The 13,159-nt window shown below is 34.8% G+C and carries 10 protein-coding genes and 1 tRNA gene; 7 read left to right on the top strand and 4 right to left on the bottom strand.

The features are described from left to right. The first annotated feature begins 238 nt into the window (after positions 1–238). On the top strand, positions 239–1,612 hold the full coding sequence (locus BUC31_RS05715; protein ID WP_073242049.1) for a hypothetical protein: 1,374 nt from the start codon (positions 239–241) through the stop codon (positions 1,610–1,612). Between the two features lie 167 nt (positions 1,613–1,779). Next, on the top strand, positions 1,780–2,820 hold the full coding sequence (locus tag BUC31_RS05710; protein ID WP_073242047.1) for a DNA cytosine methyltransferase: 1,041 nt from the start codon (positions 1,780–1,782) through the stop codon (positions 2,818–2,820). Between the two features lie 27 nt (positions 2,821–2,847). On the opposite strand, the gene BUC31_RS05705 is transcribed toward BUC31_RS05710, so the two are convergent. Both BUC31_RS05705 and BUC31_RS05700 read right to left on the bottom strand, forming a co-directional pair. After that, positions 2,848–3,483: a CPBP family glutamic-type intramembrane protease gene (locus BUC31_RS05705; RefSeq protein WP_139251898.1), complete on the bottom strand. Its 636-nt coding sequence runs from the start codon at positions 3,481–3,483 to the stop codon at positions 2,848–2,850. A gap of 321 nt (positions 3,484–3,804) precedes the next feature. Beyond that, positions 3,805–3,884 (bottom strand) — tRNA-Leu (locus BUC31_RS05700). A 191-nt stretch (positions 3,885–4,075) separates the two neighbouring features. Here BUC31_RS05700 and BUC31_RS05695 point away from each other — a divergent pair. The 3 genes from BUC31_RS05695 to pth all read left to right on the top strand — a co-directional run bounded on the left by BUC31_RS05695 (position 4,076) and on the right by pth (position 6,399). Continuing rightward, positions 4,076–5,017: a ribose-phosphate pyrophosphokinase gene (locus tag BUC31_RS05695; RefSeq protein ID WP_073242043.1), complete on the top strand. Its 942-nt coding sequence runs from the start codon at positions 4,076–4,078 to the stop codon at positions 5,015–5,017. Between the two features lie 41 nt (positions 5,018–5,058). After that, a complete protein-coding gene (locus BUC31_RS05690) occupies positions 5,059–5,682 on the top strand; it encodes a 50S ribosomal protein L25/general stress protein Ctc (protein ID WP_073242041.1) in 624 nt (207 codons plus the stop codon). 87 nt (positions 5,683–5,769) lie between these two features. Next, entirely contained in the window at positions 5,770–6,399 is a 630-nt protein-coding gene (gene pth / locus BUC31_RS05685; RefSeq protein ID WP_073242039.1) for an aminoacyl-tRNA hydrolase, read from the top strand. Here pth and BUC31_RS05680 read toward each other — a convergent pair. Both BUC31_RS05680 and BUC31_RS05675 read right to left on the bottom strand, forming a co-directional pair. After that, entirely contained in the window at positions 6,396–7,082 is a 687-nt protein-coding gene (locus BUC31_RS05680) for a hypothetical protein (RefSeq protein ID WP_073242037.1), read from the bottom strand. The two genes, pth and BUC31_RS05680, sit on opposite strands and share 4 nt — an antisense overlap. Next, complete coding sequence (locus tag BUC31_RS05675) at positions 7,079–10,843, bottom strand: zinc-dependent metalloprotease (RefSeq protein ID WP_073242035.1); 3,765 nt, start codon at positions 10,841–10,843, stop codon at positions 7,079–7,081. The genes BUC31_RS05680 and BUC31_RS05675 overlap by 4 nt, the downstream gene beginning before the upstream one ends. A gap of 53 nt (positions 10,844–10,896) precedes the next feature. On the opposite strand from BUC31_RS05675, the gene BUC31_RS05670 reads away from it, so the two are divergent. Together BUC31_RS05670 and BUC31_RS05665 are read left to right on the top strand one after the other, a co-directional pair. Then, on the top strand, positions 10,897–11,823 hold the full coding sequence (locus BUC31_RS05670) for a bifunctional riboflavin kinase/FAD synthetase (RefSeq protein ID WP_073242033.1): 927 nt from the start codon (positions 10,897–10,899) through the stop codon (positions 11,821–11,823). Between the two features lie 2 nt (positions 11,824–11,825). Then, entirely contained in the window at positions 11,826–13,154 is a 1,329-nt protein-coding gene (locus BUC31_RS05665; protein ID WP_073242031.1) for an HTTM domain-containing protein, read from the top strand. Positions 13,155–13,159: the final 5 nt, after the last annotated feature.

Genomic DNA, 13,159 nt, shown 5'->3' with positions numbered 1-13,159 from the left:
ACAATCAATGTATTAACCTTTAAAAAATAAAGGCCGAAAGTAGTACTAAAATTGATGCGCCCATTTTATTTTATTAACTATTTATCAATCACTTTTTCTTCTGTAAAAAAATCATTTACAATATATTTTCAACCATTTCAATTGTTCTAAAAATGAGGCTTAAAAGAAACAGATGCCTATCTTTAAAGCACAACCTAATATAAAATCTAATTAGGTAGCCTAACTATTATTAGCATAAATGTCATTTAAAGCTTTTTTTGATGAACCCAAAAACTATAAGAATCGATTCGATTTTTATGAGCAAGGCGGTTCACCATTATTGCTTGAGAAATTTATAGAAACTATTGAGAAGCAAAGAAGTGCTATTGAAGAAATCAACATTTCTTGGTATTTGTATAACAACCAACATTTGCATGAATATTTGAAAGAAGTAGCAGCAGATGGCATAATCGTGAATGTAATTACTATACCATTAGAAGGCTATGATAATAACAAACCTAAAATTCTAGAAAATCTTGCAACAGGAGAAAAGTCAGACAAAAGTGTGACCAAATATAATTTAGCAAGAAAAATTTATGGGGAAATGTACAGATCAACATCGCATGAAAATTTTAATTTATTTGTGTTTCCTCATTTATATGTACGAAGTGCCCGCATAAAAAAATTCTCTAGAGGTTCTCTACCCTACTCTTTACATATTAAATCTGCTTACATTAGAAAGAAAAGCGGGTATATCATCCTATTAAGTTCATCTAATTTAGCCGTACGAGATTTGGTCAAAAACGAATCTATGATTTGCATAGAAGATGAACCAAATTACGAGGAGGGCATAAAAACTTTTTACAATAATTTAATCAGTAATTCAATTGCTATTAAAGATTACAAAGCATCTTTAAATACCACATGTAATACGTACGAGAAACTTGAATTTAAATTTTCAAATTCGGCATTTACTACGGCACCATTTTATGACAATTCTGCTAATATTCTAGAAAAAACATTGTCAGAATATATAGTAGCAGCAAAAGAAAGAATTATAGTTTGCGCCCAGCATTTGGCAGCATTTAATTACCAATTCAATGCTAATCATCATTCTACTATCAATAAAAATGAAATTCGTAAAGGTATATTAGGTGATGTAATTACCATGGCTAACAAAGGCATACAAGTTACTTGTTTATCTCAAACCTTTGCGCCATTGACAGAAGATGCAGAGAAATTTAAACAGATAAAATTTAGAAGCCCTGCGAACACAAATAGCTTTCAGCAATTCTACAGTCAGATCAAGAGCTCTGAGAATATTGAATACTTTGTAAATGAGCACATACATTCAAAATTCATACTAATAGACAACACACTTATATACTGCTCTTATAATTTCACTCCCACCCAATTTATTTATCTAGACAACGTGAATATCACTCAATTCACGAACATGCCAGATTTGAGTTATAGCGGAATACATTGCGAAGTAGGTATGCATCTTGTCATTAAAGACGAAAGTACCATAAAAGCTTTTGAAAATAATGTCGCCAGTATTAAACGTAAGAAGGAAACCATACAAGTAATTAACTTCGGGACAAGCCCACGAGGTATTAACTTGAAGACATAATTAATATTTAGACGCACGCATGGGAACATTCAAATCTCGATTATCGAGTAAAATAGATGGTTGATTTAAAAGCAATTTGAAATTCTAAAATGTATTTTTGCCTTCTTGAGATGTGTTTTCTAAAAATTATTTTAGAAAATCTAAGAAATATAGAATAACATAAGAAAATGAATATAGTATCCTTTTTTGCTGGAGCAGGCGGCCTAGATCTTGGTTTTGAACAAGCTGGCTTTAATGTAATTTGGGCAAACGAATATGATAAGGATATTTGGGAGACTTATGAAAAGAACCACCCCAATACTACATTCGACAAAAGAAGTATTGTTGATATACCTGCGGATGATGTGCCTGATTGTGACGGGATCATTGGTGGACCGCCTTGCCAAAGTTGGAGCGCCGCTGGTGCTGCAAGGGGTATACAAGATAAAAGAGGACAATTATTCTATGATTTTATAAGAATACTGGAAGCCAAGCAACCCAAATTCTTTTTAGCAGAAAACGTAAGCGGAATGCTAATTGGCAAGCACAGTACAGCACTTGATGGCATAAAAAATCTTTTGAAAAACGCTGGCACAGGTTATGACCTGTCTTTTAAAATGCTAAATGCATCTGACTACAATGTACCTCAAGACCGAAAAAGAGTTTTCTTTATAGGCATTAGAAAAGACTTGAATTTTAAATATGAATTCCCGACCGAGACCTTCCCTAAAATTACACTTGAAACAGCCATTTCAGATTTAAAGGATGCGGCAATTCCTGCTTTAGAATTCAATAATACCAATGGCGAAAATTGTACTATTCCCAATCATGAATATATGATCGGTGGCTTTTCAACCATGTATATGTCTAGAAATCGTGTTCGCAATTGGGACGAACAATCGTTCACCATACAGGCAGGTGGCAGACATGCACCGATACATCCACAGGCACCAAAAATGAAGCTTATTGAAAAAGATGTTCGCGTGTTTGTACCAGGTAAAGAAGATTTATACAGAAGGTTAAGCGTACGAGAATGCGCAAGAATACAGACATTTCCCAATGATTTTACCTTTCACTACAAAAAAGTAGCGGCAGGCTATAAAATGATTGGTAATGCGGTACCTGTTAACTTGGCGAAATTTTTAGCCAATAGTATTATGAAGCAATTAAAGGCTAATGATAAATTAAAAAAGAAGCAAAATACAAAAGCAGATAAATTACCTGTCTAGATACGATATAGACAGGTAATTTATTTTTTAAGCCTTATTTAATTTATTCGACGATTCAAAATTTAACTTCGGCGGCATAAAATACATGAAAATCAACATGACCAGAAAATAAAGAACCGCAAATATAGTATAGGTATGGTCACCTGCATCTGGTGAAATCGGCAACAAAACAAGAGACATATTTAACATCGACTGTATTACCAAAACACATATTCCACTTTTGGTTTTTGAATATACAATAGCACACATACCAGCAGCTCCCATCATATTCAAAAACAATGGCCACACAGGTAAATCTTCTATTACTCCAACATTAATAAAAACAGAAGGTAGCCACCATAAAGACCATACAAAGCCGATAACCTGAGTTGCGTAAAATGGTTTAGTGATTTTCGAAAGTTCACGAAATGCATAACCAATCCATACCACTTCACCTAAAAATGCCCAAGACAGTAGAAACAAAGTGAATTTTAAGGTAGGTATATAAATTTCGAAATCAAGAATGGACATATCTCCATTATAAAAGGCTACAATTACTAATGTTATTAAACCTATGGTAAATGCGAATAGTAAGCTAAATACATACCACTTTGGGTGTACTTTCCAAACTAGCATAGGTCTAAATAAATTCTTTATGCCTTCATTACCTTTTGTGATTTTCACAATAAATAGCAATAAGAACATTAGTGCGTAAAAGCGACCGTTAGTATATGGAAAAAACTCAATAACCCCCTTACTTTTCAAGTAAGTAATAACAAAATTAAGTAAAGGCGCGAGTGCTAAAAACACCCATATTTCGTACTTTTTTAAAAAGGCAATCATTTATTTACGGACATAAAATTTTTAATTATAAATCTAAACCTTTGAATAAATATTATTTGAGCTAAAATAGGTCAAACAAATCTTAATACATAAATACATACTAATTACCAACAATAATATAATAAAAACCCCTGACAATATAGATTGTCAGGGGTTTAGAAGTACTCGAGGCGGGAATCGAACCCGCACTCCGAAGAACTGGATTTTGAATCCAGCGCGTCTACCAGTTCCGCCACTCGAGCATATTTTACCATCAAGAAACGGCATCCTGTAAAACAGGACTGCAAAACTAAATAATTATTTTCTTTCCAACACCAAAAATATCAAGATTTATGCATTAGCAACCAAATTTAATTTTTAAATTTGCACCTCCTTAAAAACAAAGACTTTAATACTTTATTGAAGCAACTGTTTGGAAAACAATAAGAAAGACATGCCATACCAAGTTCCACAACCGAAAATATTTGCTTGTACACAAAGTAAAATCTTAGGCGAGAAAATCGCTAAGGCTTATGGAACGGAATTGGGTAAAATATCATTTTCTCGTTATAGTGATGGAGAGTTTCAACCTTCTTTCGAAGAATCTATACGTGGAACGCGAATCTTTATTATTGGTTCAACACACCCTGGTCCTGAAAACTTGATGGAAATGCTGTTAATGATAGATGCTGCAAAAAGAGCATCTGCACGTCATATTACAGCAGTTATGCCATACTTTGGTTGGGCAAGGCAAGACAGAAAAGACAAACCTAGAGTACCAATAGCGGCAAAATTAGTTGCCAAAATGCTAGAAACAGCAGGTGCTACTAGAATTATTACAATGGACCTACACGCTGATCAGATACAGGGGTTCTTTGAAAAACCTGTTGATCATCTTTTTGCATCTACCTTGTTTTTACCATACCTAAAAAACTTAGGTCTAAAAGACCTTACTATAGCTTCGCCAGATATGGGTGGTTCAAAAAGAGCATACGCATATTCTAAAGCATTAGATAGCGACGTTGTTGTTTGTTACAAACAAAGAGCGAAAGCCAATATAATTTCACATATGGAGTTAATTGGTGATGTACAAGGCAAAAACGTAGTACTTGTAGATGATATGGTAGATACTGCAGGCACATTGACCAAAGCAGCTGATTTAATGATGGAGCGTGGTGCACTTAGTGTTAGAGCTATTACCACACACGGCTTATTATCAGGGGATGCATACGAAAAAATTGAAAAATCTAAATTAACGGAACTGATTATTACAGATTCTATTCCGATTGAAATAAAGAGTGATAAAGTAAGAGTTTTAAGTTGCGCTAATCTATTTGCCGAGGTAATGGACAAAGTACATAACAATAACTCTATCTCTTCTAAGTTCTTAATGTAAGTTAGAAGCCAAAACAAGAATATTAATTTTTAATACATATAATGAAGTCAATTACAATTAAAGGATCAGAAAGAGAAAGCGTAGGCAAAAAAGCAACCAAAGCCTTACGTAATGCTGGAAAGGTTCCTTGCGTAGTATACGGAGGGGATAAACCATTACATTTTTCAGCAAATGAACTAGCGTTCAGAGACTTGGTTTACACTGCAAATGCGCACACAGTTGCAATTGAATTAGATGGTGGAACTTCTGTAAAAGCAATTATGCAAGATATTCAGTTTCACCCTGTAACAGATGCTATTATCCATATTGATTTTTATCAATTATTCGATGATAAAATGGTTACTATGGATATTCCTGTAGTATTAGAAGGAAATTCGCCAGGTGTACGCAACGGTGGACGTTTATTGTTCAGAAAACGTAAACTTTCCATTAAAGCTCTACCAAGCAAATTGCCAGATTTCTTTAACATCGATATTTCTAAATTGAAAATCGGTCAAAATATTTCTGTTGCAACGTTAATGAATGAAGATTTTACCATCTTACATCCAGAAAGTCAAGTTGTTGTTCAAGTTAAAACTGCACGTACTGCAGTTGTTACTGACGACGAAGATGAAGAAGGAGAAGAAGGTGCAGAAGGTGCAACTGAAGAAGCTGCTCAAGAGTAGTCTTTTACAGTTTAAGATTCATAATAAAGCATCCTGGTACTTGTATCAGGATGCTTTTGTATTTTTATCAATTAAATCACAATACAAATGTTCGGTTTTTTTAAAGCTCTTTTCACAAAACAGAACATCATACTAGAAGAGAAAGATCCCATGAAGAAATTTTTAATTGTTGGCCTTGGTAATATTGGAGATGAATATGCAGAAACCCGACATAATATTGGGTTTAAAGTACTAGACGAAGTAGCCCGCGCAAATGACTTTACTTTTGAAACCGTAAAGCTTGGCGATATAGGGTCGTACAAGGTAAAAGGAAGAACTATAATTTGTCTTAAACCTTCTACATATATGAACAGAAGCGGAAAGGCTCTGAAGTATTGGATGGATAAAGAAAACATACCTCAAAGTAACATTCTAGTCATAACAGATGACATCAATTTACCTTTCGGCACCATTAGAATCAAAACTAAAGGTAGCAATGGAGGTCATAATGGATTAAAAGATATAGAGCTGTTTCTACAGACCATACTTTACAACAGATATCGTTTTGGAGTTGGAGCTGACTTCGGCAAAGGTAGACAGGTAGAATATGTTTTAGGGCAATGGAGCGAGGAAGAAAAAGCACTAATGCCAGAACGATTAAAAAAATCAACTGAGATTATTAATTCGTTTGCACTAGCGGGTATTGCTAGAACAATGAATCAATTCAATAATTCTTAAAGAACTTTAAACGTAAAAACACCGGTATCTGATCTATTACCTTCTTCATCAATAACAACAACTCTCCAGTAATACACAGTATCTGATGTTACTGATACTTTTATACTTGTTACTGCTGATGACAATTCTCTAATCAAATCTATTGATGGTGTTTCTACAGAAAAATACACTTCATAACTAGCAATATCATTGTCTAAATCAGAAGCAGACCATGATAGCTCAACCTGGTTATTAATATCTTTAAAAACATTGTCTGAAGAAGCCGGACTTATTATAGTTGCAGGAAAAGGTGCAAATGTCGTTCTAGACCCAGAATTATAAAAATACCACTCTTTACTAGACACGGTCTGTTCTACTTCACTATTTCTTGAGCGCACAAACCATGAAAATTGCTCACCTTTTGCCAAAGGTAATTGTGCAGAATTCGATGCCGATACAATGGTCTGTACAGTGCCAGTAGCGATGTTAGTTACACGTAATTCATACGTCTCTGTATTATCTGCCAATCCCCAACGAAACTCTACTCTACTCGTCTCTTCGCCTAAACTTGTGCCTGTAGTGCATTCAGAATTCTCTTCTGGGAACACTAAGAGAACCGCTTCTGGTGGGTTCGCAGCACTTTTCTTTTTACAACTGGTAACAGCCATAAACAAACACGTAATAAGTACTAAAAAGCGCATCATTCTTTAATTACTTTAGAAGTTCCATTTATTGTTATACCCTCATACTTTAAGTAATAAATACCTGTAGATAGCGAACTCAAATCTAAACTTATGATTCCGTTTAATGGTAGAATAGAATTACTAGAAATGTATCTACCATCGGCACTAAAAACTCTTACCGTTACTTCTTCTTGCTGAGTACCTAAATAGACCTGAACAATATCTTTTACAGGATTTGGATATACAACCGGCTTTATATAAAAACGGATCTGCTCTTCATAAACGCCTTGGCATGGTATATCTGTAAAAACCTTTAAAGTATTCAATCCCTTATCTAAATCTAGTACTACTGTTGATTCTTCTGTCTGTATTGCCACACCGTTCAATTCTATAGTATAAAATAATCCCCCATTCATTTCAAGTGTTATTTGAGAACCATCTGCTGCAATTTTAGAAGTTACATTAAGTGCTGAAGGTTCTGTAATCTGTACTTCAACACAATACTCTTGATACGCGATAACACCATCTGTACCTGTTACGCATAAGGTATAAGTACCAGACCCTAAATTTGCCAAATTAAAGGCATTTGAAAAATTCTGTGTTAGATTTAATCCATTACCAGAAACTACCACCTGATAATCTAACGCTAACTTTGGCACAATAGATAACGAACCATCGTTATTATCTCTACATGTTTCACTTGCCAAGCTAATAATAAAGTTCTCTACAGGGAAACGATATATAGCACAACCAGAAGCATCTACTTCTTGACCAGCAGGTGTACCTAAACATAAATCATCACCATCATCAAACACTCCGTCATTATCGGCATCTGGTCTAAAATCTCCTTCAACACAAGCTTCAAGAACAAAAGAATTTAAACTACCACCATCTGAAGGTGCGTTATCTTTTATTTCTAAAGTCCATTCGCCTAATATTGATTCTCCATTAAAAGAACTTAAACTTCCTAACGGTTTTACCGAACCACTAATACCAGGATTAACCGAGCAAGTAAAAGCCGGACTATCATCATCAAAAGTTGCATTAATATTTCGTGCATCACCGCATGAACTAGAAACCAATGTTACCGTAGTACCTGCCGGCGATGTTAAGCTAACTACCAAATCAGCTAAAAAGGTATGTTCAATATCTAATATTACATTAATATCAGCTACTGGCAAATCTTCAAAAAACACGATTTTAGAAGTGATAACCGGTGTACCGCTACTTGATATAGCGATTGGCATACCCGTAGCACTTTTTGTAGCGCAATTAAACTGAACTGTAGAAAAGCTAAAAGGGGCACTAAAAACACCCTCACCGCAATCATTTCTTGGCTTTACCCTCCAAAAATAAGTGCTATTATTATCTAAAAGTGTAGGCGAGAACGAACCACCATTAACCGTGATTGACTCTATAATATTGGTAAAAGCAGTATCATCTGAAATTTCAATATCATACTGCGTATTACCAACCGATGTTTTCCATTCTAGCAACACATCTGTAGAGGCATTCTCAAAACTATCAACAGGCGAAATTAGAATTACCTCTTCAAAATTATCATCATAAATCCTTAACTGCAGGGTAATTTCTTTTGTAACCGTATCTGCTGTGGCTAAAACTCTAATAGGATAAATACCGGGATCTACTGTTGATATTCCTTCAAAATCAATGGTAACCAACGTGTCGTCCGCATCCGCAACTGAAGGTGTAAAAGTTGCTGTAACACCTATTGGCAAATCAAGTACGCTAAAGGCACTTTCTTCATCAAAACCTAAATCCGTCTCATAAGTAAAATCAACACTTAAATCATCTGGTTTACATATATCAAAAACAACCTCTTCAAAATTAAGTACGATCTCTGAGGGAGTTATAGAAAAATTTACATCATTAACTGCAAAGAAAATATTGTCATCCGCTTTGATCATAATACGCCCTGTACTTGTCGGAATATTTGGTATGATTATAGTCTGACTACCATCATTCAAAGTGTTTTCTACTAATAAAACAGGAAAAGTTATACCACGATCAGTAGATAAAAAGATAGAAACAGTTTCAGCATTTATGGGTGAGATGTCAGTATTGGCAACATCCCAAGTAATAGTTTGCACTGATCCAGCTTCAAACGACTCTTCTGCAGCCTGAGAACTTATTAAAAAGGGTCCGGCTTCATTGACTACCGAAACTGTCATCTCATCTGAATCTGACTGTCCGCCATTTAAAGCATTATCGCGTACGGTCAATGAAAAATTCATATCTCGCCCTACAGTAGAAAGCGTTTCCCAAGCAGAACCAGAAGTTGGTACTGTCTGAGTTAGTTCTCCGCTTAAAATTCTATTCAAACTAGGAAAATATCTTTCTGGAGTAAGTTTAGGTGGCAAAGATCTAAAATTTGCTCCGGCCGGGTTATCCGGTCCAAATGTAGCCTGAGTAACTATTCCGTTATCAATCTGCTCCCAAGTATAACTAAGCACATTTGCAACATCAACATCTGTAGCCGAACCCGTAAGAACAAAAGGAGTTCCTTTAGGTATAATATAATCTGTTAATGGCGAAATCGTTGGCGGATTATTGGTTATCACATCTGTGACACCGCATGAAACAGTTTCTAAATAATCTCGTATTTGAACTATACTAACATAATGAAAGTAATCATCACTATTAGAAGCCACATTATTATTTCCTGTTATCCCTGCATACCCCATTATTGTTGTACCACTAGCTGGCTCAACCTGTACCGTTGTACCTTCTGAAATATGTGAAAATGAATGATTTGCACCAAACTGATGTCCCATTTCATGAGCAACCAAATCAATATCAAAAGCATCACCAACCGGTGAAGACAATGTAGTATAACCACTACCCTTTCTACTATCTGTACAAACGGCACCAATAAAACCCGAGTTACCGTCCAAAGTATTATCCTGTTGATTAAAAAGATGGCCTATATCATAATTTGCCTCTCCAATTACACTTGTCAATGTATTTTGCACCTGAGAGCTTAAACTACCTGTATAAGGATCAGTTTCTGGATCTGTATAAATTACAAGGTCTGTATTTACTATTAACTCTAAAGTTATTGCTAAATCGCGTTCAAATACGGCATTAATTCTAGTTAACGTTGCATTAATGGCAGCAAGTGCATCAGCCTTTGTACCTCCATGAAATTCTGTATATTCACCTGAAGCAGAAATGGCTACTCTAAACTTTCTTAGTGTTTGGTCATCCACTAACTTAGCAGTAAGGTTCTGCGAATAATTTTTAACCTCTGGCATTGTTTTACATACAAAATCAATATCACGTTCGTCTTGCTCTGTTCTACGATATAACACATAGGTATCATCTGCAGACTTCTGCATAAACAATGCTCCGTTTTCACCAGAAGTACTCATAGTACTTTGAATACCTTTAGGAGAAACACTAAACCTAATTTGGGTAGTGGCATCATGCAAGGCAATACCTTTATATGATTTTATGGATGGATATTTAAGTGCTAATTCTTCAGAAAAAAGATGAGAATCTTCCACTAGAAAGGGAACTAACTTACCCGTTTCATCAGGAAAATAAATAATCTTGGAAGTTTTATTCTCTGAAAGTGCCTGTAAAAATTGTTGCTGATTAAGAGTAAAAGCTGTTCCTTTATTCACTCTTAACTGTTGCTTAGTGAATTGCTTAGCCTTATTATTAAATTCCGTATTTTTCCAATAAGCAGTTTGTGCCATACCGGAAAAGGAAAGAAATACTATGGTAATTGTAAAAACTAGGCGTAATTTTGCAATCATTAAGAGGCTTTTAACTCAAAATCAAATATAAGTCTTTTTATTTTCTATCATAGGTGATTACAGTCCGCAACATTTCTAAATATAAAGAAGAATATCCTACGGTCATTACCATAGGCACCTTTGATGGTGTACATATAGGTCACCTTAAAATACTTAGTAAAATCATAAATCATGCCAAAAGTACCGAATTAAAATCTTCGGTTCTTACGTTTTTTCCGCATCCAAGAATGGTCTTACAAAAAGATGCGAATATAAAACTGCTAAATACCATAGACGAAAAGATTCATATTTTAGAAAAACTTGGTCTAGACGTACTTATTATACACCCTTTCACCAAAGATTTTTCTCGACTTACGGCTATTGAGTTCGTACGAGATATGCTTGTAAACACCTTACATATAAAAAAGGTAATTATTGGGTATGACCATAGATTTGGACGAAATAGAAATGCCAACATAACAGATTTAATCACTTTTGGCAACACGTATGACTTTGCGGTAGAAGAAATTCCTGCTCAAGAAATCGATGATGTATCTGTAAGTTCTACCAAGATCAGAAAAGCATTAGAAGATGGCGATATTGAAACCGCTAACAGTTACTTAGGGTATGAATATATGCTTACCGGTACAATTATAAAAGGCAAGGGCATTGGCAAACAACTGGGGTACCCAACGGCAAACCTTGCTATAGCTGAAGATTACAAGCTGATTCCTAAAAATGGTGCTTACGTTGTAAATAGCATTTTAAATGGTGTAGTTGTTTACGGCATGATGAATATTGGCTATAACCCAACCGTAAATGGCACAGAGAAATCGATAGAAATTAATTTTTTCAATTTTGATGCCGATTTATATGATCAAAAAATTCAGGTTAATATTTTGGTTCGCTTAAGAGATGAACATAAATTTGAATCTATTGATGCTCTAAAAGCTCAACTAGCCAAAGACAAAGAAAAATCGCTACACTATATTAAAAAGTAATTATGCTCAATAGGTTATTATTTCAACGAATAGATAATAGCCCGTTAATCATCTTTCGTATATTTTTCGGTATACTCGTCTCATTAGAATGTTTTGGCGCTATTGCTACGGGCTGGGTAAAGCGGAATCTAATCACTCCCGAATACAAATTTCCTTTCATTGATTTTGAATTTCTACAACCATTACCTGGCTATGGCATGTATTTTTACTTCTGCACAATGGGCTTACTTGGGTTATGCATTGCTATAGGATTCAAATATAGAGCAAGTATCATTTCATTTACCGTGCTGTGGACTGCAACGTATTTGATGCAAAAAACGGCTTATAACAATCATTACTACTTACTTATATTAATATCATTACTTATGTGCTTTTTCCCTGCAGAGAGAAGTCGTTCATATGATGTAAAAATGAAACCTGAACTAGAAATCAATGCTATGTATGCCTATGTAAAATGGGCTGTTGTGCTACAATTGTTTATAGTTTACGTTTACGCCTCAATTGCCAAAATGTACGGTGATTGGCTTGATTTTAGCACAATAGCCGTATTAATGAATTCTAAAAAGAATTACTGGCTAGTTGGCGATATTTTACAAGAACCATGGATACATAGTATAATTGGATCAGTTGGTATTCTGTTTGATTTACTCATTGTGCCAGCTTTACTTTGGAAACCAACAAGAAAAGCGGCTTTCTTTATTTCATTATTCTTTCACTTATTTAATTCCATTATATTTCAAATTGGTATTTTCCCATACTTATCGATTGCTTTTAGTGTCTTCTTTTTTGAACCAGAAACTATTCGTAAGATATTTTTCAAATCTAAGAAGCCGTTTACCCCGTCAAAACTCATAGTTCCAACACACAAAAACGCCCTTCTATTAGGCTTTTCTGTATATTTTATTATTCAATTACTACTTCCCATTCGTCATTACGCTATTGATGGTGATGTGCTTTGGACAGAAGAGGGACACCGAATGAGCTGGAGAATGATGTTACGTAGCAGACGTGGCAAAGGCACTTTTAAGGTAGTCGACAATGTTACGAAAGAGGAATTTATAATTGACCCGAAAAAGTATATTACTCTTGGTCAACAACGTAAAGTATTCGCCTACCCAGATTTTGCATGGCAGTTTGCCCAATATTTAAAAAAAGAGTTCGAGCAAAATGACAGAGACATTTCAGTTTACCTAGAAAACTCTAAAATTAGCATCAACCGTAAACCATATAAACCCTTTATAGACGCCAAAACTGATCTAGCGGCAGAGATTTGGCACCAAACAGAACATCATACTTGGATTCTACAATCTGATAATAAAATTAAAAATTAGTTAAT

The sequence above is a fragment of the Maribacter aquivivus genome (genome assembly GCF_900142175.1).
In the GTDB taxonomy this organism is placed as follows: domain Bacteria; phylum Bacteroidota; class Bacteroidia; order Flavobacteriales; family Flavobacteriaceae; genus Maribacter; species Maribacter aquivivus.
The sequence above is the reverse complement of the archived record's forward strand: the minus strand, read 5'-3'. Positions and strand labels throughout refer to the sequence as shown.